This is a genomic window from Nocardia sp. NBC_00881 (genome assembly GCF_045207455.1).
GTDB lineage: Bacteria > Actinomycetota > Actinomycetes > Mycobacteriales > Mycobacteriaceae > Nocardia.
This window is the reverse complement of record NZ_CP108798.1, coordinates 3,612,371-3,637,869: the sequence shown is the minus strand read 5'-3', so window position 1 is coordinate 3,637,869 and position 25,499 is coordinate 3,612,371. Positions and strand designations below refer to the sequence as shown.

Genomic DNA, 25,499 nt, shown 5'->3' with positions numbered 1-25,499 from the left:
CCCGGTGCTACCGCTCACTGCTGTTCGGGCCTCCGCAGCCGCATGAGGAACTCCTGATGGTCTCGTATCTTGTCGCCGTCGGTGGTCTGCTCGGGCCAGGCCTGCCAGGCACCGTCTGCCTGGAGTACCCAGCAGCGTGTCGTCGCAGACAGCGCCGAGTCGAATACCTCGCCGAGCTGCTCGGTCAACCGCGGATCCTTCACCTGCGCCATCACCTCGACCCGGCGGTCCAGGTTGCGATGCATCATGTCGGCACTGCCGATCCAGTACTCGTCCTGCGCCTGGAAGTGCATGATGCGCGAGTGCTCCAAGAACCGACCCAGGATCGAGCGGACCTCGATGTTCTCGCTCATGCCAGGAACACCGGGGCGCAGCCCGCAGATGCCGCGCACCACGATGCGTACCGGTACGCCTGCCTGGGAGGCTCGATACAGCGCGTCGATGACCTCCTCGTCTACGATCGCGTTGGCCTTCAACCTGATTCGGGCTTCGCGCCCCTGGGATGCCAACTCGGTCTCGTGCTGGATCCGCTCGATGATGCCTGCGCGCACGCCGTGCGGAGCGACAAGTAGGTTGCGGTAGTTCTCTTTTCGCGAGTAACCGGTCAGTGAATTGAACAGGTCGGTCAGATCGGCACCGATTTCCGGTGCGGCAGTGAGCAATCCGACGTCCTCGTATAAGCGCGCGGTCTTCGGATTGTAGTTTCCGGTCCCGATGTGGCAGTAGCGGCGGATGGTCGCGCCCTCGCGGCGCACCACCAGGCAGGTTTTGCAGTGGGTCTTGAGTCCGATGAGGCCGTAGACCACATGCACGCCCGCCTGCTCCAACGCGCGGGCCCACTTGATGTTGGCCTGCTCATCGAAGCGCGCCTTGATCTCGACCAGCGCGACCACCTGCTTGCCCGCTTCCGCGGCGTCGATGAGCGCGTTGACGATCGGCGAGTCGCCGGAGGTGCGGTAGAGCGTCTGCTTGATCGCGAGCACCTGCGGGTCGGCGGCGGCCTGTTCGATGAATCGCTGCACGCTGGTGGAGAACGAGTCGTAGGGGTGGTGCACGAGCACGTCGCCCTCGCGCAGCGCCGCGAACACGTTGCGCGGCGTCTCCCGCTCGCCGAACGCGGGCGGCGTCGCGGGGACATAGGGGGTGCCCTTCAGATTCGGCCGGTCGACGCCGTACACCTGCCAGAGGCAGGACAGGTCGAGCAGGCCGGGCACCTGGATCACGTCGCCGGGATGGACGTCCAGCTCGCGCAGTAGAAGATCGAGCATGTGCTCGGTCATGTCGTCGGAGACCTCGAGCCGCACCGGCGAACCGAACCTGCGCCGGGCCAGTTCGCGTTCCAGCGCCTGCAGCAAGTCCTCGTCGCGGTCCTCGTCGACCTCGAAGTCGGCATTACGGGTGATCCGGAACGAGTGGTGCTCGGCCACCTCCATGCCCGGGAACAGTAGCTCCAGATGCGCCGCGATGAGCGCTTCCATAGGCAGGAAAGCCGCGATGGGGGAGGCGGATTCGGTGCGGCGCACGCGGACGAAGCGATCGACGTTGTCGGGTACCTTGACGCGGGCGAAGTGCTCGCCGCCGTTGGAGTAATCCTTCACCGTCACCGCGAGGTTGAGGCTCAGCCCGCTGATGTAGGGGAACGGATGCGCTGGATCCACCGCGAGCGGGGTGAGGACCGGGAACACCTGATCCTGAAAGTAGCCCGAGAGGCGCTGGCGCTCATCGTCGTCCAGGTCGGACCAGTCGATGATCGCGATGCCTTCGCCGGTCAGCGCGGGCAGCACGTCGTCGAGGAAGACGCGGGCATGCCGCACCGCGATTTCCTGGGCGCGCGCCGCGATCAACTCCAATTGCTCCCCCGGCGAACGGCCGTCGGCCGACCGCACGAGCAGACCGGTCTCGGCGCGCCGTTTCAAGCCCGCCACCCGCACCATGTAGAACTCGTCGAGATTCGACGCGAAGATAGCGAGGAACTTCGCCCGCTCCAGCAGGGGAAGCGACGCGTCCTCGGCGAGGGCGAGCACCCGGGCGTTGAAGTCGAGCCAGCTCAGTTCGCGATTGAGGTAGCGATCACGGGGCAACCGCTGCGCCGCCGAGTCGGCGGACAGTGGTGTAGCCGCCGGAAGAGGTGGGGGAAGCAACGGTTGCTGCTTGACAATTTCCGTATCGCTCACGTCACGATCATCCCCTACCGGCGGGGCCGTGTGCAGTACTCCGTCGGGATTGCCGTCCATGGCGACCGTCTAGCATACATGCGGAACGTGCTTGTGAACGCGACCTGGCCAGCCGATGTCGTGCAGCACGGCGCGCGTCGCGTTCCCGGCCCCGAGCGCCACCGCGCGGTCCAAGTCGTCGGCGGTGTCGACGTCCAGGCGCAGGCCCGGCCAGTCTCCGGTCAGATCGACCGCACCCGCGGCGACATGGCGGCGCGCCGAGCCGGGACCGAAACGCGGCTCGAGTGCGGCGGCCGGGTCGCGGACCAGGAGCGCGGCGGTGCCGCTGCCCGCGTGGTCGACCACGATCGACCGCACGCCCCGCGGGGCGGTGGCGAGCATGTCGGACAACTCCTCCGGGCGCAGCGCGGGGAGGTCCGCCTGGAGGGCGAGCAGATCGATCGGGCCGTGCGCCCCACGCAACGCCGCGGCAGTGCTGGCCAAGGCGGTGTTGAGCCCGTCGGAGTCGGCGCCGAGAGGCTCGGGATGGACGTCGGCGCCCAGCGCGCGGGCCAGGTCGGCGACGGCGGGATCTGGGGTGACCACCGTGACCGACACGACATCGGGGACCGCCGCGGTGGCGGTCACGGTATCGGCGAGCATCGCCAGCACCAGCCGCGCCCGGTGCTCCGGGCGCAGCCGATCGGCCAGTCGGCTCTTGGCCCGATCGAGGCTCTTGACCGCGATCACGGCATGCACGGCGTGCGGGCGCATGCGACCAATCCTTCCATGGCATATTGGGCTGATGACGAGGGCGGCTGTACTTGGCGCGGGATCGTGGGGGACGGCATTCGCGAAGGTGTTGGCGGATGCGGGAACCGACGTCACGATCTGGGCCCGGCGACCCGAGGTGGCCGCGACGCTGGCCTCCGAACATCGCAATCCGGATTACCTGTCGGATATTCCGCTGCCGCCGATCGCGGCCACCCATGACCCCGCGGTGGCGCTGGACGGCGCGGACATCGTGGTGCTCGCGGTGCCGTCGCAGTCCTTGCGTGTGAATCTCGCGGAGTGGAAGCACCTCATCGGGCCGGATGCCTCGCTGCTGAGCCTGGCGAAGGGAATCGAGACCGGAACGCTGTTGCGGATGAGTCAGGTGATCGAGGAAGTCACCGGCGCCGACCAGAGCCGGGTCGCGGTGCTGTCCGGGCCGAATCTGGCGCGGGAGATCGCGGTTGGACAGCCGGCCGCGACTGTGATCGGCTGCACCGACACCGACCGCGCGGTCGCGCTGCAGCACGCCAGCGCGACCGGATACTTCCGGCCGTACACCAACACCGACGTGATCGGTTGCGAAATCGGCGGCGCGTGCAAGAACGTCATCGCACTCGCCTGCGGCATCGCCTCGGGAATGGGCTTGGGCGACAATTCGATCGCCAGCCTGATCACCCGTGGTCTGGCCGAGATCATCCGGCTCGGGGTGGCCCTCGGCGCGGAGCCGGTGACCTTGGCGGGTCTTGCCGGGGTCGGCGACCTGGTAGCCACCTGCACATCGCCGCTGTCGCGCAACCGGTCCTTCGGCCACGTGCTCGGCGCGGGTGGCTCCATGGACGCCGCGCAGTCGGCGACTCACGGCCAGGTCGCGGAGGGTGTGAAGTCCTGCACATCCATCCGAGCGCTCGCCGAGCGGCACGGGGTGGAGATGCCACTGACGACCGGGGTGCACCAGGTGTGTCACGAAGGTCTCTCCGTGCGTGAAGCTGTCGGCAACCTGCTCGGTCGGCGGATCAAACCGGAGTGATCCGAACCGGCTCGCATGCGATCGACATCGCCGTGGCCGGGACAGTCAGCGGTTAGGCGGGTCCTGGAAACGGGTACGGTTCGGGGCATGACGAACCGGATCAGGGTGGCCGTGGTGTTCGGCGGCCGCAGCAACGAGCACGCCGTGTCCTGCGTGTCCGCCGGGAGCGTGCTGCGGAACCTGGATCCGGAGAAGTACGAGGTGGTACCGATCGGCATCACCGCGGAGGGTCGGTGGGTACTAGGCGGTTCCGACGTCGCCGCGCTCGGCATCAACGACGGTGCCCTGCCGTCGGTGGACGCCACCGGCACGGCGCTGACGCTGGTCGCCGATCCGAGCCGCTCGGGGGCGCTGATCGCACTCGATGATCCGAGCGCCGCGGTCGGCTCCGTCGACGTGGTGTTCCCGATCTTGCACGGACCGTTCGGTGAGGACGGGACTTTACAGGGGATGCTCGAGCTCGCCGGGATCCCATACGTCGGTCCCGGTGTGCTGGCCAGCGCGGCGGGCATGGACAAGGAATTCACCAAGAAACTGCTGGCGGCCGAGGGACTCCCGATCGGCACGCAGGTGGTGCTGCGGCCCGGCACTGCGACGGTCGCCGAGGCGGATCGGGCGCGCCTGGGACTCCCGGTGTTCGTCAAGCCCGCGCGCGGTGGATCGTCGATCGGCATCACCAAAGTGACCGACTGGAGTGAGCTGGACACGGCGATCGCGGTGGCGCGTGCGCACGACCCCAAGGTGATCGTGGAGGCGGGCATCGTCGGACGCGAAGTGGAGTGCGGTGTGTTGGAGTTCCCGGACGGGCGGCTCTCGGCGAGTGTGGTCGCGGAGATCCGGATGCCGGAAGAGGACACCACCGCTGGCAGCCCCGAGTTCTACGACTTCGATACGAAATACCTCGATGACGTCTGCGAATTCGACGTTCCGGCCAAGCTGGACGACGACGTGTCCGATCGGATCAGGGAACTCGCCGTGCGCGCCTTCCAGGCGCTCGACTGTCAGGGTCTCGCACGCGTCGACTTCTTCGTCACCGAGCAGGGACCGGTGATCAACGAGATCAACACCATGCCGGGCTTCACCGCGATCTCCATGTATCCGCGTATGTGGGAGGCCACCGGCATCGACTACGCCGTGCTGGTCTCCACCCTCGTCGAAACCGCACTCACCCGGGGCACCGGCCTGCGCTAGCCGAGATCGCCGGGATGCCGGCCCGCACAAAAGCCGTCCGGTCAGTTGGGGAGCGGACCTGGGTCGATCGGCTGAGCGGGAAGGGTGGCGGTGATGGTGTCGGAGACCTCTTGCAACGGGGTCGGGCCGGATCCGTCGGGCACGGTCAGCGCGAGATAGGTCTCCCGGTCGACAGCGAACCAGGTGCTCGCCTTCGCAGCATGGTCGCGGACCTCGAACCACTGGACGCCGTTCACGATCTGCAGGGGTGCGGCGCGGTTGAACTCCAACGGGCGGTCCAGGCCGCAGCGCAGGACGATCGGGTCGCCGCCATCGGCGCGCTGCCACGCTCGAGTGGCGGGCGGGGCAGGCTCGACGAGCGTCGACTTCGTGAATTCACCCAGGTCCGCGGGCAAGGCAGGCAGCAGCGCGGTGCAGGCGGGACCAGGGGCGGCAGGAGCGGGAACGGGACCGAGCACCAACGGTTCACGGTCGACCGGCGCGCGGCGCGCCAGCACGGCGGCCACGAGCACGGCGACGACCAGGATGACGGGAAGGGCAACGGCGGTGGCGATCAGGGCCGGGGAGTACTGGCGTGTCGGGGCGGCCGCGGGCGAGGCGTCGATGGTGTTCCTCGCCGAAGGGTTTGTCGACTCGGAATCCCGAGCGTCGGGGTCGGAGCCCGTGGCCGCTGGTTGCTTGTCCTCGGCCGAGTCCCGGTTCGGCGAAGTCGCCGCCATGCCCACCGATCCTTCCTGCTCGCGCTGAACGGTGCCGGACGTCGGCGCCGCGGGAGCGCGGCGGCACGGTGGACCGGCCCGGTGATACCCAACTGCCCTGGAAAGGGTACCGTCGGGCCGATTCCAGCAAGCGGCGTGCCTGAAAGGATCGGTCATCAGCGAGAGCACGGGCCCGAGGACGGTGCGTGAACTGGGGGAGTTCGCGCTGATCGACCGTATCAATGCGGGCCGGGTGCAGGCGCGCGGCGTGCTGCTCGGTCCCGGCGACGATGCGGCGCTGGTGGCCGCGCCGGATGGCCGGTTCGTGGTCACCACCGACATGCTCGTGCAGGATCGGCATTTCCGGTTGGACTGGTCGAGCCCCGAGGACATCGGTCGCAAGGCTATCGCCCAGAACGCCGCCGATGTCGTCGCTATGGGAGCGGTGCCGACCGCGTTCGTCGTCGCGCTCGGCTGCCCGGCCGACACCCCGCTCGAGGTGGTCGACGGTCTCGCGGATGGCATGTGGGCCGAGGCCGTCAGGGTGGGCGGATCGATCGCGGGGGGCGACCTGGTTCGCAGCCGCGATCTGGTCATCTCCGTCACCGCTTTCGGTGACCTTCGTGGCGGGGCGCCGATCACGAGAGCCGGCGCACGCGTGGGTGACACGGTTGCCGTCGCGGGCCGCCTCGGCTGGTCGGCCGCGGGCCTCGCCGCGCTCACCGCCGGTATGACCGCCGTCGACTTCGCCGAAGCGCGTGCCGCCCATCGCATTCCGCGGCCGCCGTATGCGGCGGTGCTGGATGTGCTGCACGGCGCCGCTGATGTGGATGCGCAGGCGGAAGTGGGCAGTTCGGAGCGACCTCCGGATAATCCGGAGCAGACCTGTTCGCCGGCAGCCGGGCTGCACGCGCTGACTGATGTATCCGACGGGTTGCTCGCCGATGTGGGGCATGTTGCGGCGGCCTCCGGCGTCGCCATCGATCTGGATTCGGCGGCCCTGCGTGACCGGGCGCTCGAACAGATCGCCGCGCGACTGGATGTGGATGTGGCGCAATGGATTCTGACCGGCGGCGAGGATCATGCCTTCGTCGGTGCGTGGGCGCCGGGGCGTGTGCCGCCCGCTGGATGGGTCGCGATCGGGCGGGTTGTCGCCGGTCGCGGGGTCACCGTCGACGGCGTGGTGCACGCGGGTGACGGTGGGTGGGAATCGTTCCATGGGGCGGACTCGCCGTTCGAGGGCGGACCACGATAAGTTGTGCGGTCATGGGCGAGAAACCACTGTCGGAAGTGATGGATTCGGGATGGGCGAAGGCGCTGGAGCCGGTCACGGATCGGATCGGTGCGATGGGGGATTTCCTGCGTGCCGAGAACGCCGCGGGCCGTGGCTACCTACCGTCCGGTGAGAATGTCCTGCGCGCCTTCCAGCGTCCGTTCGACGCGGTGCGCGTGCTCGTCGTCGGCCAGGACCCCTACCCGACGCCCGGCCACCCGATGGGGCTCAGTTTCTCTGTGGCGCCCGATGTTTCGCCGATTCCGCGCAGCCTGGCCAACATCTTCGCGGAGTACACCAAAGACCTCGGGCACCCGACGCCGTCGTGCGGCGACCTGAGCCCGTGGTCGGACCAGGGTGTGTTGATGCTGAACCGAGTGCTCACAGTGTCGCCCGGTAAGCCCGCTTCGCATCGAGGCAAGGGCTGGGAGGCGGTCACCGAACAGGCGATTCGCGCCCTCGTCGCCAGGGACGAGCCGCTCGTGGCGATCCTGTGGGGCAAAGACGCGTCGACGCTGAAGCCGCAGTTGGCCGAGGCCGAAATCCCCTACATCGAGTCCGCGCATCCGTCGCCGTTGTCCGCGTCGCGTGGTTTCTTCGGTTCCCGCCCCTTCTCGCGAGTCAACGAATTGCTCGACGAACTGGGGGCCGAACCGGTTGACTGGCGCCTGCCTTGAGGGTGCCTGTATGTGATCGACCAGAAAGATATCGAGTGAGGAGCTTTTCCATGCACAACACCACCGTCCGCGGCGCGCTGCGCGGCACCACCGCGACCCTGGCCGTCTGCGCCGCGCTCACCAGCGGAGCCGCTGTCGCCGGCGCGGCCCCGCTGCGGCTCGAGCCCGCTACGGAAACCACCTCGGCGCCGGTCGCCGAGGAGTTCACCTCCACCGGCTCCTCCACCATCTCCGCGTCGGTGAACGCCAAGGTCGCGTGCCTGTTCTTGGTGGGCAACCTCGCCTGCTGAGGTCTTGATCGAGAGGTTCCCGCGAAGCCGGTACCGGCATTGTGCGATCCTCAGATCGTGAGTAATGCGAACAATCTTCTCGAACCGTCCCGGCTCCGGCTGCGCGGTTGGGGAGGAATCGAGCTGGCCGCCGATCAGTTCGGCCCGGTCGACGGCCCGCTCGTCGTCTTTCTGCACGGGGGCGGTCAGACGCGCCACTCGTGGAAGCAGACCGGCGCGCGTCTCGGCGCGTCGGGAATGCGTGTGGTCACGCTGGACGCGCGCGGGCACGGCGACAGTCAGTGGGCGCCCGACCGCGATTATCGACGCGACACCATGGTGCACGACCTGCTCCTCGTGCTCGAGCAGCTCGGCGCACCCGCCGTCGTGGTCGGCGCCAGCATGGGCGGGATCACCGGTCTGCTCGCCACCGCCGTGCCCGGCGGGGAGCCGATCACCGCGCTGGTGCTCGTCGACATCGTGACCCGGCCGGAACCGGAGGGCGTCGCCAGGGTGATGGACTTCCTCGGCAAGCACCGCGACGGTTTCGACACCCTCGATCAGGCGGCCGACGCGGTCGCCGAGTACATGCCGCATCGTCCGCGGCCGAAGAACACCGACGGTCTGCTGCGGAATTTGCGCGAGCGCGACGGTCGCTGGTATTGGCACTGGGATCCGGGCATGCTCGGCGATCGGGTCGAGGACGCGGCGGCGGCGACCGAGCAGATGGAGGGCGCGGCGCGGATGCTGACCATTCCGGTGCTGCTGGTGCGGGGCATGCGCTCGGACGTGGTGAGTGCCGAAGGAGCCGAGGCATTCCAGCGGCTGGTGCCGCATGCGCAGCTGGTGGAGATCGGCGGCGCCGCGCACACCGCTGCCGGCGACGACAACGATTCGTTTACCGACGCGGTGGCGAAATTCGTGCTGGAGACGCGGGAGTGACCCGGCGTCAGGCGAGTCCGGTGTAGTCGGGCTTGCGCTTCTCGGCGAACGCGTTCACGCCCTCGCGTCCGGCGGGGGTGTTCGCGGCCGCGGCGATCGACTCACGTTCGCGGTCGAGCTGGTCGCTCAGTGTCGTCGAATCCGACTGCCGCAGCAGCGACTTGATGCTCGCGTAGGTGGAATGCGGGCCGGCGGCGAAGGTACGCGCGAGTCGCAGCGTCTCATCCGCGACTTTCTCGTCGGCTACGAGCTTGCTGAGGATGCCGAGTCGCAGCGCCTCGTCAGCGTCCAGAACGGCGTCGGTGAGCAGGATGTCGCGGGCCCGGCCCGCGCCGACGAGGCGCGGCAGGGTCCAGGACATGCCGCCGTCGGGGCTCAGTGCGATGCCGGGGTAGGCGGGCCGCAGCTTGGTGCCCGGGCCGCCCACCGCGATGTCGGCGAGACAGACCAGGCTCATCCCGGCACCCGCCGCCCAGCCCTGGACCGCGGCCAGCACCGGAACCGTGGTCGCGTCCAATGCACGCACGAACTCGTGCAAGTCGGTAGCCAGACCGTGGATATGCGCCGAACGGTCCTGCGCGGCAGCGAACCCGCGAACGTCGCCGCCCGCGCAGAAGTTCGAACCGGTACCCCGAAGCAGCACCGCGCCCACCTCGGCACCGAGCGCGCGCAGCGCAGCGGTGCCCACGTTGATTCCGGCGAAGTCCATGGACGTGCCATGGGCGGCGGTGGCTACGGTGATCAGCAGAACGCCGTCGACGGTCGTCACGTAGTCGGCTTGCTGGGTGGATGTCATGATTTGCACCCTAGCGCGTGTCCTGCGGGGCCTCGGTGGGTGCGGAGTCGCCGTGCGGCATCGGATCGCGCACCATGCGCACCTCGATCGCGGAGGAGAGCGGCTCCGCCCTGCGCGCGCCGTCGAGCGCGAAACCGTGTCTGCGGTAGAAGGCCTGCGCGCGTGGGTTCTGCTCGAACACCCAGAGCGAGCACGGCGTCGCCGGATCGAGCGCGACGCGGATCAGATCGTCCGCGACGCCGGTGCCGTACCACGCGGAGCGCACGTAGAGCGCGTGGAGTTCGAGCGGGGTCACGGCCTGCGCGGCGCGGGGCGGACCCGCACTGGCGAATCCGATCACGGTGTCATCGACGACCGCGACATGCGTGTGGCCGGGATACCGGACCCGGTTGCGCTCCCACTGCTCGGCTCGGCGCTCGACGTCGAACGCGTCCAGCACGTGCGCGGGCACCAGGTCTCGATGAGCCTCGCGCCAGCACGCGATGTGGCACTCGGCGAGACTGCGCGTCTGCTCGGCAGCCAAGGGAAGGATGTGCCACGGAGGCTCGGTCATAGTGCTCGCTGCGCAACCGCGGTCATGACTACGCCCCGGATCACCCGATGGAGGTGCCGGGGCGTGTGTCGGTAGTACTGGCCAGCCGGGCGGATCAGCCGCGGACGACCTTGCCCGCCTTCAGGCAGGAGGTGCACACGTTCATGCGGCGGGTGTTGCCCGGCGCGACTTGAGCGCGAACGGTCTGGATGTTCGGGTTCCAGCGACGGTTGGTGCGCCGGTGCGAGTGCGAGACCGACTTCCCGAAGCCGGGGCCCTTGGCGCAGACGTCGCAGACGGCAGCCATAGTCGCGAACTCCTTCATGTCATGGTGGGGACCGCCGCATTCGCACTGCGGCATGTCCGGAAACAATGTCGTGATGTGCCTTGCCGACGAATGCCGGCCAGCGCGGACCGGCGACGGCCGCGCGAGGCAACCCTGCAAGGGTAGCTGTGCGGGTCTCGATCCACCAAACCGGTCCCGGGAAAGGAGGGCCGGAATGTTTGCTGGGCATCCGCCAGTGTAGTGGCCCGGTATCTCGCGCTCACTGTCGGTCTCGCCCGCTAACCTGGCGGACGGTGAAGGTGTCCAGGTGGCGGACGGGAAAGAGGTGACAGTGCCCGGACTGCGGGACGTGATGGACGGCACGGCATTGCTGCGCTGGGGCCGAGCCTGCCTCCAGGGCCTGGAGCATCGGCGCGAAGAGATCAACGCACTGAATGTATTCCCCATCCCGGACGGCGACACCGGGACCAACCTGCTGGCCACCATGCGCGCCGCGGTCGCGGCCGCCGAGGTGGCCGTGTTCGCCGAAAGCGCGGAACCCGGTGCGGCGTCGGCCCATACCGTCGCGGCGGCCATGGCACATGGTGCGACGATCGGCGCCCGCGGCAACTCCGGCATCATCCTCTCCCAGGTGCTGCGCGGCATCGCCGACGCCGTGCGCGGGGAATCCCTCACGGCGGACACCCTGCGCGCCGCGCTCGACCGAGCCTCGGCACTGGTGCGCGCGGGATTGAGTGTGCCGATCGAGGGCACCATCCTCACCGTGTTGGACTGCGCATCCGCGTGTGCCGCGGCCTGTTCGGATGCCTCTCTCGCGGCCGTGGCGCTGGCGGCGGCCGACGGTGCTGCGAAAGCGCTCGGGGACACGCCTTCCCAGCTCGGTGTGCTGCGCGACGCCGGGGTGGTCGACGCAGGCGCTCGCGGTCTGGTCGTGCTGCTGGACAGCTTGGTCACGGTGACTCTCGGCGAGGTGCCCGCGCGACCGGAGTACGGCCGGCGCCCGGCGGTCGCGGTTCCACCGGCGCCGGAGTTCGAGGTCGAGTCCGGTGCCGAGTCGCGGTACGAGGTGATGTACCTGCTCGCCGACACCGACGAGTCGAGGGTCGCGACGCTGCGGGTGCGCCTTGGTGAGCTCGGCGATTCGGTGGTGGTCGTCGGTGACGGCGACCGCTTCTGGTCCGCCCATGTGCACTGCGCCGACGCGGGCGCCGCGGTGGAGGCGGGGATCGCGGCGGGCACGCTCAGCAGAATCCGCATCGAGCGCTTCGCGTTCTCCGAACACCTCGACCACAGGCCCGAGCACAGCGAGATCCCGCGGCAGAAACGTGCCCGTTCAGCCGACGCCGCGCAGATCGACGCCGCAAGGTCCACCATCGCCGCGGCATCCGATTCCCCACGGGCCGTACCCGGTTCCGCCGATGTAGTGGCGGGCAACCTCGCCGCGCGCGATGTCGCGACCACGGCGAGCCCCGAGGTTCCGGCCGACCGGAGGGTTCTCGCGGTCGCTTCCGGAGAGGGCGCCGTGACGCTGTTCGAAGACGCGGGCGCTGTGGCGCTCGGCGGCCACGAGCCGGTCACCGCGCGAGCGCTGGTCGCCGCGATCCGGCGGATGCCGAACCAGGAGGTACTGGTACTGCCGAACGGCGCGCTGCCCGCGCACGAGCTGGTCGCGGTGGGCGTCGCGGCGCGCGACGCCCACCGGGACGTGCTCCTGCTGCCGAGCGCGTCCATGGTCCAGGGGCTCGCCGCGCTGGCCGTGCACGACCGGGGCCGGATTGCGGTCGACGACGCCTTCGCGATGTCGGAGGCCGCCGCCACCACGCGCTGGGGATCGCTGCGCGCCGCCACGCAGCGCGCGCTCACCATGGTCGGCACCTGTGCGCGGGGTGACGGGCTCGGTCTGGTCGGCCACGACGTGGTGGTGATCGATCGCGACGTGCGCACAGCCGGACAGACGTTGCTCGATCGGATGCTCGCCTTCGGCGGCGAGCTGGTCACCCTGCTGATGGGGGCGACGGCGCCGGACGGGCTCGGCGACGAACTTGCCGCGCACATCGCACAGAGCTTTCCCGGTGTGGAGGTCATCGTGTATCCCGGTGGGCAGCGCGGCGACCTGCTGCAGATCGGAGTGGAGTAGGCATGGCGACACTGAGCGATCGGCTCGACCACATCCTCGGCGTGAAGGCGGCCGCCTCGCTGGCGGATGCCTTCGACATGCATACCGTCGAGGATCTGCTGCGCCACTACCCGGTGCGCTACGCGACCCAGGGCCAGCCGCTCACGGAGGAAGATCCCGAGGACGGTTCGCACATCACCGTCATCGGGCGGATCACGAAAGCCGAACTGCGTCCGATGCGCAACCGCCGCGGTTCGCTGTTGAAGGTGGTCCTCGACACCGGTTCGGGGCGCGGCGTCGACGTCACGTTCTTCAACGGCGACAAGGTGAAATACGTTGTTCGCGAAGGTCTGCGGGCGATGATGTCGGGCACCGTGAACTACTGGCGCCCCGGCCACTGGAACCTCAGTCATCCCGGCTACCTGATCCTGCCCGAGATCGACGACGATGAATCGGTCGGCGCGCTGACGAAGGTGCGCGGCGGCGGTGACCTGCGTGGGCTCGCGCAGAGCGCGAAAGGTGCCGGCGGGGTGGACACTTCGTTCATGGAACGGGAGTTCATCCCGGTCTACCCGGCGACCGCGAAGGTGCAGAGCTGGGACGTGCTCGCCTGTGTGCGCCAAGTGCTCGACCAGCTCGACCCGATCGATGACCCGCTGCCGGAGCCGGTCCGAGCCGGACGCGCGCTGCTGCAGGTATCCGACGCGCTGCGCTTGATCCACCTGCCCGACCACAAATCCGACATCGAGCAGGCCAGGGAGCGGCTCCGTTTCGACGAGGCGCTGGCACTGCAACTGGTGCTGGCCGAGCGGCGGCACGAGGTGTCCGGCCGGACGGCGCGGGCGTGCATGCCGCACACCGACGGCATCGCCGCCGCGTTCGACCGGCAATTGCCGTTCGAGCTCACCGCCGGACAGAAGCAGGTGGTCGGCGAGATCTCGGCCGATCTGGCCCGCACGCAGCCGATGCATCGGCTACTGCAGGGCGAGGTCGGCTCCGGCAAGACGATCGTCGCCCTGCACGCCATGCTGCAGGTGGTCGACGCGGGGTCGCAGTGTGCTCTGCTCGCGCCGACGGAAGTGCTTGCCGCACAGCACTACCGGTCGTTGCGCGGCATGCTCGGCGAGCTGGGCGCCGCGGGCGAACTCGGCGCGGCCGAGCACGCGACCCGCATCGTGCTGGTCACCGGGTCGATGTCGGCCGCGGCTAAGAAAGCAGCGTTGTTGGAGGCGGTGACCGGCGAGGCGGGCATCGTGATCGGCACGCACGCGCTGATTCAGGACAGCGTCGAATTCTTCGATCTCGGCATGGTGGTGGTCGACGAGCAGCACCGCTTCGGCGTGGAGCAGCGAGACGCGTTGCGCGCCAAAGCGAAGGCAGGTAGCAGTCCGCATCTGCTCGTGATGACCGCGACGCCGATTCCGCGCACCATCGCGATGACGACACTCGGTGATCTGGAGACCTCCACCCTGACCGAATTGCCCAGGGGACGTTCGCCGATCACTTCGAAGGTCGTGCCGCGCAGGCAGCATCCGAACTGGGTCGATCGCGCCTGGGAGCGAATACTGGAGGAGGTCGATGCCGGTCGCCAGGCCTATGTGGTGTGCTCGCGGATAGGCGACGACGAGGAGGGCTCCGGCAAGTCCCGCAATGGGCGATCGAAGTCCGGCGGCGGCGAGAAGGAAGGGCCGACCACCCAGGCGGTGCTCGACGTCTTCGAGATGCTGCGCAGCGGCCCGCTGTCCGGCGTTCGAGTCGGTCTGTTGCACGGCAGGCTGCCCGCTGACGAAAAAGATCAGGTGATGCGCGCGTTCAACGAGGGTTCGGTGGATGTGCTCGTCTGCACCACGGTGGTCGAGGTCGGTGTCGACGTGCCGAACGCGACGGTGATGGTGATCGTCGACGCGGACCGGTTCGGCGTCAGCCAGCTGCACCAGCTGCGCGGCCGCATCGGTCGGGGCGAGCACCCGGGCCTGTGCCTGCTGGTCACCGACGCCGCACCCGGCGGTTCGGCGATGGCGCGGCTGAACGCGGTGGCCGCCACCACCGATGGTTTCGAACTCTCGGTGCTCGACTTGCGAACCCGCCGCGAGGGCGACGTGCTGGGTGCCGCCCAGTCCGGCACTGCCCGCTCGCTGCGCCTGCTGTCGCTGCTTGATGATCTCGAGGTCATCACTGCCGCCCAGGAATTCGCTCGCGAGGTGGTGGAATCCGATCCCGGTTTGCAGCGGCACCCCGGTCTGGCGGGCATGATGCACGCCGCCGTCGACTCCGAACGCCTGGAGTACCTGGCCAAGTCCTGACGGTCGGTACGGCGTAACGCCGTCGGCTGGGGCGCCGCGCGGTGTCTGGTGCGGTACTCCGAGTCCGCGCGGAGCTGTTCGAGGGGTCCTCGGGCGGTGTGGTCGGGCGCATACGACTCCCGGCCACACGTTATGGATCGCCTCAGACGGCAACGGTTTCTGCCGATCTGAATTTACCTAAATCCAACGACACGTTGTATAGCGGTACATTGCTCAGGTGGTCGGTATGGGATCGAAACCCGTCGGTACATCGTCACCTGTTCGAGAGTCGGCTGGGGTGCACCCCTGCGGCGAAGCCGCCTGCGGCCGGTCGGACGGCGTGGACGATCGAGCGCAACGGCCTCGCGTGGATCGCCGACCATGAGCGACGAGGCAAACCACGTGTGTTGTTCTGGCCGTGGGCCGCTCCGAATATCAATGTGATCTGTATTACGTTCGGCATGTATGTGGCGGCGCTCGGTCTGGGCCTGCTGCAGGCGGTGCTCGCGGCGGCGGTCGGTGCTGTGTTGTCATTTCTGCTGGTCGGTCTGGCGTCCCTGGCAGGGCAGCAGGGCGGCGCTCCGACAATGGTCGCCAGCCGGGCGGCATTCGGATTTCACGGCAACAAACTTCCCGCTGTGCTGAGTTACCTGGCGCTGGTCGGGTGGGAGACTGTGGGAGCGGTGTTCTCCGCTCTCGCCGCGAAGACCGCAGCGCTGCGTCTGGACCCTGATGTGGACACGACAGCAGTCATGGCTGTCGCCTTCATAACGGTGATCGTCGTCTCGACGGTGGTGGGGATCTACGGCTTGCACGTGATTTTGCGAGTCCAGAAATGGCTCACTCTGGCGTTCGCCGCTCTCACCGTGGTGTATCTGGCGTTGACACTGCCTCGGGTCTCGTTCGCGGCGACTAGCCCATTCAGTTGGGGCGCTTTCGCCGGCGGTGTGGCGCTCACCGCGACAGCGCTCGGCCTGGGTTGGGTGAACTGTGCAGCCGACTATTCACGGTATCTACCCCGGGCGGCGAATCGACGCGCGGTGGTCGGCTGGACCACTTTCGGCGGCAGCGCACCACCTATCGTTTTGATGACTTTCGGGATTCTTCTGGCCGCCGGGGATCCAGCGGTCGCGCACGCGGCAACCACTGATCCAGTCGGTGCGCTTGCCGCACACCTGCCGACGTGGTTCCTCATTCCCTACGTCACGTTCGCAGTGCTTGCGTTCGTGTCCGCGTCGATCATGGATCTCTATTCCTCCGGGTTGGTGTTGCTGACGATGGGTGTCCGGCTTCCTCGTCAGGCCACGGTGTTGATCGATGCCGGCCTGGTGACGATTGCTGGTGGGTACGTTGCCTTCGCGGCACCGAACTTCTTTGCCCCATTCCAGGCGTTTCTGACTGTCATCGGTGTGCCGATGGCCGCCTGGACCGGAGTTTTTCTGACCGATCTGTGGCAGCGGCGCCAGCACGGCTACGACCGCGCGGGTCTTTACAGCCCGGTAGGTGCCTACGGTCGGATCAACTGGGCCGGGGTGGGTTGTCTGGCGGCGGCCACCGCTGTCGGGCTCGGCTTGGTGACCTCTCGTGATCCGCATATCGGTCCGCTGTTGGGCTACCTGTTCACCCCGGCCGCTCGTGACGGCAGCCTCGGCACCAGCAACTTGGGCGTCTTCGTAGCACTCGGCCTTGCCGCGCTCACATACGCGGTTTCGCACCGCGTTGTGGGTGCTCGACCACAGAAGCCCGAGGATATTCCGTCGGTTGCCGCGCAGGAAAAGGAGCCGACCGCCGAGGTTCGGGCTGGGGTCGAGCGCGGCTCTGACACCGATTGATACTGCTCATCCTGCTGCCGGCTGGTTATCGTCTACGCCGTCGCTCAACGTGCATTCCTCCGTGGAATCGCCACGACAGGACTCGGCGGACGGTAATCCATCGCTGATCGATCGGGACGATCTGCCCCGGTGAGCATCGCTGGAAGCGAACACCACGACACAGTGTGGGCCGGTGCTCTCGTTCCCGGCCACACCTGTCCGTGATCCCCTAGACGGCAACGGTTTCCGATGTTTGTCCGGCTGACCGGCCCTTGTCTCCGCGCGCGTTCACCGTGCGCAACCCAAGGATCGCGGCAACCACTCCGATGACACCGCCGACGAACAGTGCCCGCCCGAACCCGGCGTTCATCGCCTCGACCGGTGCATGCCCCGCCGCGAGCTGGGCATTGGTGTGCGAGGTTGCGACGGCGGTGAGCACCGCTAGTCCCAGTGCGCCGCCGAGCTGCTGTCCGGTGTTCAGCAGCGCGGCGGCGAGACCGGCCTGATCGGCGGGTACGCCCGCGTTCGCCGCCGTGGTGTTCGCGACGAACACCGCGCCGGCTCCGACCGACATCACCAGCATCCCGGGCAGCAGATCAGTGAGGTAGGACCCGTCGGTCGACATCTGTGACAGCAGCAGCACACCGAGCCCGCACAGCAGGGAACCGACCACGGTGAACACTCGGGTGCCGGTTCTGGCGAAGAACTTCGTCGCCACTCCGGCCGCGGCGCCGATGGTGAGGCTCACGGGAAGATAGGCGAGGCCCGCCTCGAATTCCCGATAGCCCAGTACCGTCTGCATGTACAGCGTGACGAAGAAGAACATGGACATCATTCCCGCGGCGATGACCAGATGTGTCAGATTGGCCGCAGCCAGCCCGCGGATGCCGAAGATCGACAGCGGAACCAGCGGGTCGGCGGTGACGCGCTCGTTCACCACGAACCCGACCAGCAGCGTGGCGGCGATCGCGAGCAGGCCGAGTGTGCGCGCGTCGTCCCACCCGAACTCGGGTGCCTTCACCAAGCCGTAGACAAGCGTCATCAGTCCCGACGTCGCCAAAACCGTGCCGAGCACATCGAAGCCGCGTCGGACTTCGTTGCGCTGATCGTTCGGAATCAGCAGCGGAACAGTCGCGAGCACGAGCACGCAGACCGGGGTGTTGACGTAGAACACCCAGCGCCAGCCCGGTCCCTCGGTGATCACACCACCGAGGAACACGCCCGCCGCCGACGCGAGACCGGCGGCGCCGCCCCAGATCCCGACCGCGGTGTGCCGGTCGGAGCCCTCCCGAAAGCTGGTGGTCAGAATCGACAACGCGGCGGGCAGCATCAGCGCCGCCCCGATTCCCTGCGCGAGCCGGGCTCCGATCAGCAGCCCGCTGTCGTCGGCCAGCCCGCCGAACGCGGACGACAGGCCGATGACGACCGTCCCGGCAATCAAGATTCTGCGCCGCCCTAGCAGGTCCGCCAGCCTCCCGCCGAGCAGTAGCAGCCCGCCATAGGTCAGTAGGTACCCGCTGGTGACCCATTGCAGCGTCGGCACCGACATACCGAGCTCGCGCTGGATGGTCGGCAGTGCGACGTTGACGATAGAGCCGTCGACGAAGTCGAGGAAGGCGACCGTGCACAGCAGCGCCAGAGTGAGCTTGCCGCGGCGGGTCGCCAGGAATGATGGTGTATCGGTGAGTGCGGTCACTCTGATGTCCTCTCTCGGTCCGGACGCGTGTCATCCGTTGCGAACCGAGAGCCCTCGTCTCGGGGCGAACGTGACATCGCGGCGCAGTGCCGAGAGGTAGATCACACTTCGGTCATCCGCGTCACATATTGCGGTGCAGTCTCGCTCCTATTGCTCGAGACCGAAGGAGGGCCCGATGACCGAGGCAGTCGACGAGCGCGCGACGCGGGTGTTCGCCGACCACAGGGAGCTGCTGTTCTCGGTGGTCTACAACATGCTCGGCAGCGTCGCCGACACCGAGGATGTGCTCCAGGAGACCTGGCTGTCCTGGGTCGTGCGCCACCGGAGCGACACCGACGAGATCGAACACCCGAGGGCATATCTGGTGCGCATCGCGGTGAACCATGCCCTCGCCCGGCGTGCGGTGATCAACCGCAGGCGCGAAACCTACGTCGGCACATGGCTGCCCGAGCCGCTGGTCACCGACCTGCCGGTCGGGGACGGCGGTGAGGATGCCGCGGCGCCCGCGCTGCGCGCCGAGTCGGTGTCCATGGCCATGCTCGTCGTGCTGGAGACGCTTACCCCGCTCGAGCGTGCGGTGTTCGTGTTGCACGAGGTCTTCGGCTATCCGCACACCGACATCGCCGAGATCCTCGGCCGCAGCGTCACCGCGACCCGCCAGCTCGCGCACCGGGCCAGGGAGCACGTGCACGCTCGCCGGCCGCGCTGCCGGGTCGACCCGGGGGTGCAGCGGCGGGTGACCGAGGAGTTCCTCACCGCCCAGAGAGACGGCGATCTGGAAGGGTTGCTGGCGCTGCTCGCGCCCGACGTGACGTCCTGGTCCGACGCCGGCGGCAGGCAGCGCGCGGCGCTGCGGCCGGTCCACGGCCGTGACAAGGTCGCGCGCATGATCACGAGCCAGGTAGTGCTGAGCCACGTGCCCGACTTCGGCGTCAGCTACCGGTTCGTCAACGGCGACCCGTCCGCGCTGATCCTCTCGGCGGGCGCGCTGTTCGCCGTCCTCGTGCTCGATATCGATCCGTCGACCGAGCGGATCAAGGGCATCTACGCGGTCGCCAATCCGGACAAACTCACCAGGATCGATACCTGATCAGCGGCCGACGCGCGGATAGGGCAGATCGGTGCTGGTGTTCTCGGTGACCGCGAGCGGGCTGCCGATGTGTGGGAAGGCGCGCTGTCGACAGGCGGGGCGTTCGCAGACCTTGCAGCCGGCGCCGATCGGCACCGCCTCGGCCGGGTCGTCCAGCCGCAGTCCCGCCGAATAGACCAGGCGCTCGGCGAATTCGATGTCGCAGCCGAGGCCGATCGCGAAGTTCTTCGTCGTGGTGCCGAACCCGTGCGGCGCCGTCACGGCGGTGCGGGCGATCCACAGATAGCGCCGTCCATCGGGCATCTCGGCCACCTGGGTGAGGATGCGGTCGGGGTGCGCGAACGCCTCGTGCACCACCCACAGCGGGCAGCTGCCGCCCACGCGAGAGAAGTGGAACGCCGTGGCGGACTGGCGCTTCGAGATGTTCCCTGCGCGGTCGGTGCGGACGAAGAAGAACGGGACACCACGCTGACCTTGCCGCTGCAGGGTGCTGAGGCGATGACAGATGGTCTCGAAGCCGACCTCGAAACGCAGTCCGAGCAGGTCGATGTCGTAGTGCAGTTCCTCTGCCGACCGGAGGAACCGCCCGTAGGGCAGCACGAGCGCGCCGGCGAAGTAGTTCGCCAGCCCGACGCGTGCCAGCGCGCGGGATTCGCCATTGAGTGAGGGGGTTTCGGCGAGTACCCCGTCCAGCTCGGCCCTGTACAGCAGGAAGGCGAGGGTGGTGGCGATCTGGAAGGCGCGCTGGCCGGGACGCAACCGCCTCGCCAGGGTCAGCGTGCGAGTCTCCGGGTCGTAATGCCGCTTCGGGATGGTTCTGTCAGCGCCGTCACCGCGGACGAGGACCGTGACCCCGGCACGCTCTTCGGCGATCCGGGCGAGCTGGCGGTCGAGCGACCCGATGGTGAGGCCGGAGTTCTCGAAAAGCTGCTCGGCGGCGATGTCGAGCTGCGGAATGTGGTTGTGGTGGTCGTAGAAGAAGTCGCGCACGTCCTCGTAGGGCATGGGCATGCCAGGTGCGCCCGCGGGCGCGGACACGCGTGCCGAGAGGAGATCGAGTTGGTCGGTGGCGGCGCGTAGCCGCCGGTGCATCGCCACGACGATTCTGGCGACCTCCGGCTGGCGGGTCGCCAGTTCCTCCACCTCGGTCAGTGGCGATGTGTGTCCACCGGCGGCGTCCACCAGGACTTCGTGCAAGTCGGACACGAGGCGCGCGTCCGAATCGGCGGCGAAGAACTGGACGTCGAGGTCGAAGGTGGAGTTGAGTTTCAGCAGCACGGGAATGGTGAGGGGTCGTTGGTCACGCTCGAGCTGATTGAGGTAGCTGGGCGACAGGTCCAACGATTTCGCCAGGGCCGCCTGGGTCATCCTCCGCTCTTCGCGCAACCGCCGAAGCCGGGCGCCCGCATACATCTTGCGCACGTGCACGATGGTAGCGGCGAGAATTCGCAATCATCGCAATATATCGAGTTTTCCCGCATAAATATGCCTCTGTAAGGTGTTTTTCGTCCAATCCGAGATGCGTAGTGTGCGAAGAGAGTGTTTCACATTGCGCCGGAGTGGAGGATGGGGTCGCGCCGCCACCGAGGAGTTCCACGCTCGAACATCCCGCGGCGAAGAACGTCGAGTTCCGCATTCTCGCCGCCGGGGTGCCCGACGAGGCAGTAGGCGTTTCCTCGACGCGGCCCAGCGGGTGCCGGAACTGGCTGCCGGAGAACCGGATCGGTTGAGCTTCACCGTGCCGGACGAGGTGCTCTCCCGCCGCCGCGGACGATGAGGGGAGCTTTCGATGACCGCGCTACTCGTCGTCCAAGATCACGGCTTGGGCCGCGATTACGTATGTGCCGTCGAAGGTGACCGCGGGGGAACCGTGCAGCCGGTAACCCTGCTCGAGGAGGGCGCTGACCCGCTCGCAGAATCGCGCATCGTCGGCGCCGGTGATCAATCGGTAGCACAAGGGCTGGTCGTCGCTCATTTCATCAGCGTAGGACGGACCTAGCTGTGCATGTACACCGGAAACCGTCGATCTCACCTTCCCAACCGAACGATTGCTTGGTTCAATCGAGGGGCGGGCGACGTGGTCCCCTTCGGCAGCAGGAAAGTGAGTCGAGCGAATGCCAAGTCCAGACGAACTCGTGCGTGCGATGTGCCGCAGCTGGTCGGATCCCGATCCGGACCGGATCAGCGCGTATTTCGCCGAAAACGCCGTCTACCACAACATTCCGATGGAACCGATCGTTGGGCGCGTCGCCATCCGCGACTTCATCGCGGGCTTTCTCACCACTTTCGACGCCATCGACTTCGACATCCACCATCAGGTGGCGTCCGGTGCCGTGGTCATGAACGAACGCACCGACACGCTGCGCGGCGCGGGTCGTGTCACGCCGCTGCCGGTCATGGGTTTCTTCGAGGTCACCGACGGCGCGATCAGCACCTGGCGCGACTACTTCGACATGGCCGCCATCAACCGTGCCTTCGGCGGGTAGGGCAGATCTGTGTGGATGGAGTGGGAACCGAATGGGGGATGTGCGCGTCGAAGTAGGTAAGTGGGGAAAGAGAAGTCGTTGATGACCTGCGAGGAGGGTTGCGCATGGAGCGCTGTTCCGGATGTCATACGGCATGGCGTCGGGGGATGCGGGCGAGGGCGCGGGTTCTGCCGGTGACGCGCAGGGAAGAGCCGTGTGAGCGGTATACCTCGCGGCGGCGGCAGAGCCCGAAGCCGGAGCCGGAAACCGAGTAGGCGCCAGCGGATCGGCCCGGCCCGGCCCGGCCCGGCCCGGCCCGGCCCGGCCCGGAGCGTCGGGAGGCGAGGGCGTTCGCTGCCGAGCAGTCGGCGGCGTTGGTACGCGACCCGACTCGAGTGTGCCGCGGCGTGCCCGTGCCGCTGATCCGCAGCGCGTTGGCGGCAGACAAGTCCACCACCAGGCCGAGGGCGTACCGGCGCCCCCTCGGAAATCCGAAGGGGCGCCGATTCGATCAGCCGGACACGCTCAGCGCACGGCAGCCGCGGCGGCGACCATATTGCGCAGCGAGGCCTCCACTTCGGCGGGCCCTCGGGTCTTCAACCCGCAGTCCGGATTCACCCAGAGTCGTTCGCCGGGAACCGCTTTCAGTGCGGCGCGCAGCGACGTCGTGATCTCCTCCACGCTGGGCACCCGCGGTGAGTGGATGTCGTACACACCCGGTCCGACGCCGAGGTCGAAGCCCGCGGCGTTGAGGTCGTCGAGCACCTCCATGTGCGAGCGTGCCGCCTCGATCGACGTGACGTCGGCGTCCAGTCCGGCGATCGCCTCGATCACCTCGCCGAACTCGGAATAGCACAGGTGGGTGTGTATCTGCGTGGCATCCGACACACCGGAGGTCGCGAGCCGAAACGCCTGCACCGACCACTCCAGGTACGCGGGCTGATCAGCTCTGCGCAGCGGAAGCAGTTCGCGCAGCGCCGGTTCGTCGACCTGGACGATCCGGATGCCCGCCCTCTGCAGATCCACCGTCTCGTCCCGGATGGCCAGCGCCACCTGCCGCGCGGAATTGCCCAGCGGCTGGTCGTCGCGCACGAACGACCACGCGAGGATGGTCACCGGACCGGTCAGCATGCCCTTGACCGGCTTGTCGGTGAGCGACTGCGCGTAACCGATCCACTCGACGGTCATCGGCTCCCGCCGCGTCACGTCGCCGAACAGGATCGGCGGGCGCACACAGCGGGTGCCATAGGACTGCACCCAGCCCTGTTCGGTGGCCACGAACCCGTCGAGTTGCTCGGCGAAGTACTGCACCATGTCGTTGCGCTCCGGTTCACCATGCACCAGTACATCCAGCCCGAGCCTCTCTTGTAGCGCGACGACATCCGCGATCTCGGCGCGCATCCGGCGCACGTACTCGGCTTGGTCGATCTCGCCCTTGCGCAGCGCGGCCCGCGCCAACCGGATCGCGGAGGTCTGCGGGTACGAACCAATCGTCGTGGTCGGTAGTGCGGGCAGCCGCAAACGATCCCGCTGCAGTTCGCGCCGCTGCTCGGCGGGCGCGCGCCGGACGGCGTCCGGTCCGAGCGCGGCCAGCCGGGCCCGCACCCGCGGATCGTTCAGCCGGGGATCCGACCGCCGAGATTCGAGCGCCGAACGAGTCGTCGTCAATTCGGCGCCGATCGCCTCGGCGCCCTCGCTCAGCCCGGTCGCGAGCAGACGCACCTCCGCCACCTTCTCCGCGCCGAAGGCCAGCCACGACCGCAGCCGCTCGTCCAGCCGCGTCTCCGTGGCCAGCGTGTACGGCACGTGCAGCAGCGAGCACGAGCTCGAAACAGCCACGTGCGCTGCGGAACCCAGCAAAGTTCCGAGGGTCGCCAGGCCGTGGTCGAGATCGGTGCGCCATACATTGCGACCGTCCACGACACCCGCCACCACCAGCTTGCGCGCCAGAGCAGGCACCGCAGCCACCTCCGAAACCTCGGTGCCGGAGGTGAAGTCGATCGCGACACCCTCGATATCGGTGTCCGCCAGTACGGTGAGCGCGGCATCAGGGTGCCCGAAATAGGTCGCGACGAGGATCGCGGGACGATCGGTCGCGGCGGACAGATCCTCGTAGGTGACGCGCACCAGAGCGATCTCGTCCGCGGTGAGATCGGTAACAAGCGCCGGTTCGTCGATTTGCACCCACTCCGCACCCGCGGTGGCCAGCCGCCGCAGCAGCTCGCGATACAGCGGAAGCAGCTCGATCAGCCGAGCCAGTGGCGCACTGCCCGTCGCTTTCGCCAGCCTCGAGAAGGTGACCGGGCCGATCACCACCGGTCGCGCGGGCACGCCCAGCGCGAGCGCCTCCCGCAGTTCCTCCAGCAGCTTCTCGGGGTGCAGCGAGAACTGGGTTTCCGGGCCGATTTCCGGCACCAGATAGTGGTAGTTGGTGTCGAACCACTTGGTCATCTCCAGTGGCTCGACCGTGTCGGTGCCGCGCGCGGCGGCGAAGTATCGATCCAGGGGATCGGTGATCTCGGCGACCCGAGGTGGCAACGCGCCGAGCAGGACAGCTGTATCGAGCATCTGGTCGTAGTAGGAGAAGGTGCCGATCGGGATCGAGTCGAGGCCGGCGGCCAGCAATTCGGTGAGCTGGGCGTGCCGGAGGTCGCGCGCGACGGCGTGCAACTCCTCGGCGCCGATCCTGCCCGCCCAGTAGGCTTCGGTCGCCCGCTTGAGCTCGCGCCGCGGCCCCACCCGAGGTAGCCCGAGAACCGTCGCGGTGAACGGCTTCTGATGTGAAACAGTCACGATGTTTCTCCATTGCTGAGGTCGAAAAGCCATCGCCATACGGGTAGCCGGAGAACCAGTGACATGCCGGAGATGTACCCGGCTGAGGGAGCCCGACACGTCCGCGCTGGTGGTCCGCACGCCCAAATCCACGAGGCGGTGGCCGCCGGGTACGGCGTACCCGGCACGGCTGGCAGGTCTTCGGACTCGCGGGCACCGGCCGGGCGGTCCCGGCCGGTGCCGGGTCTCGCCTGATGGCCGACCTACTGGCCGTCGCTTCCCAAGTCGCGGAACCTTCCGGCTCGGTGAACTCAGTGCCTGGTGACGGCGGTCGTTCCTGCATACCGCTGCGGGACAGTCCCGGATTCCCACCGGGTTCCCTCTCGCCCCCCGTGGCGTCTCCGCACGAGTGGGCTCGACCCATTGCGCGACGTCGGGGCTCCGTCTCGTCGTGCGCCGGTGAACCAGCTGCACTCCCAGCATAGGACGGGCGGCGTCGCGGCTGCTCGACCGGCTCGGAAACCCACGTGGATCCCCGCCGATCGAAATCAGGTGTTCCCTGTGCAGGCGCTGCGTAGAGCAGGTTTCCGGCTGTTCAGGGCGGAGCCGGAAAAGTTTCGGTCGCCAGTCGCGGGAGTCGGTAAGTGAT

23 protein-coding genes and 1 riboswitch are annotated in these 25,499 nt (G+C 68.1%); of the genes, 12 read left to right on the top strand and 11 right to left on the bottom strand.

The features are described 5' to 3' along the window. Positions 1–14: 14 nt before the first annotated feature. Complete coding sequence (locus OH799_RS15145; protein WP_406280705.1) at positions 15–2,174, bottom strand: RNA degradosome polyphosphate kinase; 2,160 nt, start codon at positions 2,172–2,174, stop codon at positions 15–17. Positions 2,175–2,243: 69 nt separating this feature from the next. Next, on the bottom strand, positions 2,244–2,927 hold the full coding sequence (gene cofC / locus OH799_RS15140) for a 2-phospho-L-lactate guanylyltransferase (RefSeq protein WP_406280703.1): 684 nt from the start codon (positions 2,925–2,927) through the stop codon (positions 2,244–2,246). A gap of 31 nt (positions 2,928–2,958) precedes the next feature. Here cofC and OH799_RS15135 point away from each other — a divergent pair, with 31 nt between their 5' ends. Both OH799_RS15135 and OH799_RS15130 read left to right on the top strand, forming a co-directional pair. Then, positions 2,959–3,954 (top strand): NAD(P)H-dependent glycerol-3-phosphate dehydrogenase, encoded by a 996-nt coding sequence (locus OH799_RS15135; RefSeq protein WP_357264186.1) that lies wholly within the window; start codon positions 2,959–2,961, stop codon positions 3,952–3,954. Positions 3,955–4,041: 87 nt separating this feature from the next. After that, positions 4,042–5,145 (top strand): D-alanine--D-alanine ligase family protein, encoded by a 1,104-nt coding sequence (locus OH799_RS15130; protein ID WP_406280700.1) that lies wholly within the window; start codon positions 4,042–4,044, stop codon positions 5,143–5,145. Positions 5,146–5,186: 41 nt separating this feature from the next. On the opposite strand, the gene OH799_RS15125 is transcribed toward OH799_RS15130, so the two are convergent. Next, entirely contained in the window at positions 5,187–5,864 is a 678-nt protein-coding gene (locus tag OH799_RS15125) for a DUF3515 domain-containing protein (RefSeq protein ID WP_406280698.1), read from the bottom strand. A 181-nt stretch (positions 5,865–6,045) separates the two neighbouring features. On the opposite strand from OH799_RS15125, the gene thiL reads away from it, so the two are divergent. From thiL to OH799_RS15105, 4 genes are read left to right on the top strand one after another with little or no spacing between them, the layout of a single operon-like run. Then, on the top strand, positions 6,046–7,098 hold the full coding sequence (gene thiL, locus OH799_RS15120; protein ID WP_406280696.1) for a thiamine-phosphate kinase: 1,053 nt from the start codon (positions 6,046–6,048) through the stop codon (positions 7,096–7,098). An 11-nt stretch (positions 7,099–7,109) separates the two neighbouring features. After that, positions 7,110–7,793, top strand: coding sequence for a uracil-DNA glycosylase (locus tag OH799_RS15115; protein ID WP_406280694.1), 684 nt, complete (start codon positions 7,110–7,112; stop codon positions 7,791–7,793). Positions 7,794–7,843: 50 nt separating this feature from the next. After that, on the top strand, positions 7,844–8,083 hold the full coding sequence (locus tag OH799_RS15110; RefSeq protein WP_406280692.1) for a hypothetical protein: 240 nt from the start codon (positions 7,844–7,846) through the stop codon (positions 8,081–8,083). A gap of 57 nt (positions 8,084–8,140) precedes the next feature. Further along, positions 8,141–9,004, top strand: a complete 864-nt coding sequence (locus tag OH799_RS15105) for an alpha/beta fold hydrolase (RefSeq protein WP_406280690.1) — start codon at positions 8,141–8,143, stop codon at positions 9,002–9,004. Between the two features lie 7 nt (positions 9,005–9,011). Here the strand turns inward: OH799_RS15105 and OH799_RS15100 are convergent, their stop codons facing one another. The 3 genes from OH799_RS15100 to rpmB all read right to left on the bottom strand — a co-directional run bounded on the left by OH799_RS15100 (position 9,012) and on the right by rpmB (position 10,639). Continuing rightward, positions 9,012–9,800, bottom strand: a complete 789-nt coding sequence (locus OH799_RS15100; protein ID WP_406280688.1) for an enoyl-CoA hydratase/isomerase family protein — start codon at positions 9,798–9,800, stop codon at positions 9,012–9,014. 10 nt (positions 9,801–9,810) lie between these two features. Further along, complete coding sequence (locus OH799_RS15095) at positions 9,811–10,353, bottom strand: GNAT family N-acetyltransferase (protein ID WP_406280686.1); 543 nt, start codon at positions 10,351–10,353, stop codon at positions 9,811–9,813. 94 nt (positions 10,354–10,447) lie between these two features. Next, on the bottom strand, positions 10,448–10,639 hold the full coding sequence (gene rpmB, locus OH799_RS15090) for a 50S ribosomal protein L28 (protein ID WP_011210730.1): 192 nt from the start codon (positions 10,637–10,639) through the stop codon (positions 10,448–10,450). 331 nt (positions 10,640–10,970) lie between these two features. Here rpmB and OH799_RS15085 point away from each other — a divergent pair, with 331 nt between their 5' ends. The 3 genes from OH799_RS15085 (at position 10,971) to OH799_RS15075 (ending at position 16,848) form a co-directional block, all read left to right on the top strand. After that, complete coding sequence (locus OH799_RS15085) at positions 10,971–12,755, top strand: DAK2 domain-containing protein (RefSeq protein WP_406282135.1); 1,785 nt, start codon at positions 10,971–10,973, stop codon at positions 12,753–12,755. Between the two features lie 2 nt (positions 12,756–12,757). Then, on the top strand, positions 12,758–15,037 hold the full coding sequence (recG, locus tag OH799_RS15080) for an ATP-dependent DNA helicase RecG (RefSeq protein ID WP_406280683.1): 2,280 nt from the start codon (positions 12,758–12,760) through the stop codon (positions 15,035–15,037). Positions 15,038–15,246: 209 nt separating this feature from the next. After that, positions 15,247–16,848 (top strand): purine-cytosine permease family protein, encoded by a 1,602-nt coding sequence (locus tag OH799_RS15075; RefSeq protein WP_406280681.1) that lies wholly within the window; start codon positions 15,247–15,249, stop codon positions 16,846–16,848. Between the two features lie 208 nt (positions 16,849–17,056). On the opposite strand, the gene OH799_RS15070 is transcribed toward OH799_RS15075, so the two are convergent. Further along, positions 17,057–18,523 carry a DHA2 family efflux MFS transporter permease subunit gene (locus OH799_RS15070; RefSeq protein ID WP_406280679.1) on the bottom strand — a complete coding sequence of 489 codons (1,467 nt, stop codon included), beginning with the start codon at positions 18,521–18,523 and terminating at the stop codon, positions 17,057–17,059. A 175-nt stretch (positions 18,524–18,698) separates the two neighbouring features. Between OH799_RS15070 and sigJ the strand changes: the two genes are divergently transcribed. Continuing rightward, positions 18,699–19,613: an RNA polymerase sigma factor SigJ gene (gene sigJ / locus OH799_RS15065; RefSeq protein ID WP_406280677.1), complete on the top strand. Its 915-nt coding sequence runs from the start codon at positions 18,699–18,701 to the stop codon at positions 19,611–19,613. Here the strand turns inward: sigJ and OH799_RS15060 are convergent, their stop codons facing one another. Further along, positions 19,614–21,035: a short-chain fatty acyl-CoA regulator family protein gene (locus OH799_RS15060; protein WP_406280674.1), complete on the bottom strand. Its 1,422-nt coding sequence runs from the start codon at positions 21,033–21,035 to the stop codon at positions 19,614–19,616. A 137-nt stretch (positions 21,036–21,172) separates the two neighbouring features. On the opposite strand from OH799_RS15060, the gene OH799_RS15055 reads away from it, so the two are divergent. Beyond that, positions 21,173–21,343: a hypothetical protein gene (locus OH799_RS15055; RefSeq protein WP_406280672.1), complete on the top strand. Its 171-nt coding sequence runs from the start codon at positions 21,173–21,175 to the stop codon at positions 21,341–21,343. Positions 21,344–21,411: 68 nt separating this feature from the next. Here OH799_RS15055 and OH799_RS15050 read toward each other — a convergent pair whose 3' ends face one another. After that, positions 21,412–21,588, bottom strand: a complete 177-nt coding sequence (locus OH799_RS15050; protein ID WP_406280670.1) for a DUF1737 domain-containing protein — start codon at positions 21,586–21,588, stop codon at positions 21,412–21,414. Between the two features lie 139 nt (positions 21,589–21,727). Between OH799_RS15050 and OH799_RS15045 the strand changes: the two genes are divergently transcribed. Continuing rightward, on the top strand, positions 21,728–22,099 hold the full coding sequence (locus tag OH799_RS15045; RefSeq protein WP_406280668.1) for a nuclear transport factor 2 family protein: 372 nt from the start codon (positions 21,728–21,730) through the stop codon (positions 22,097–22,099). Between the two features lie 124 nt (positions 22,100–22,223). Here the strand turns inward: OH799_RS15045 and OH799_RS15040 are convergent, their stop codons facing one another. Next, positions 22,224–22,535, bottom strand: a complete 312-nt coding sequence (locus OH799_RS15040) for a hypothetical protein (protein WP_406280666.1) — start codon at positions 22,533–22,535, stop codon at positions 22,224–22,226. A gap of 68 nt (positions 22,536–22,603) precedes the next feature. Continuing rightward, positions 22,604–24,904: a 5-methyltetrahydropteroyltriglutamate--homocysteine S-methyltransferase gene (gene metE / locus OH799_RS15035; protein WP_406280664.1), complete on the bottom strand. Its 2,301-nt coding sequence runs from the start codon at positions 24,902–24,904 to the stop codon at positions 22,604–22,606. Between the two features lie 141 nt (positions 24,905–25,045). Further along, positions 25,046–25,234, bottom strand: a riboswitch (cobalamin riboswitch). Between the last annotated feature and the right edge of the window lie 265 nt (positions 25,235–25,499).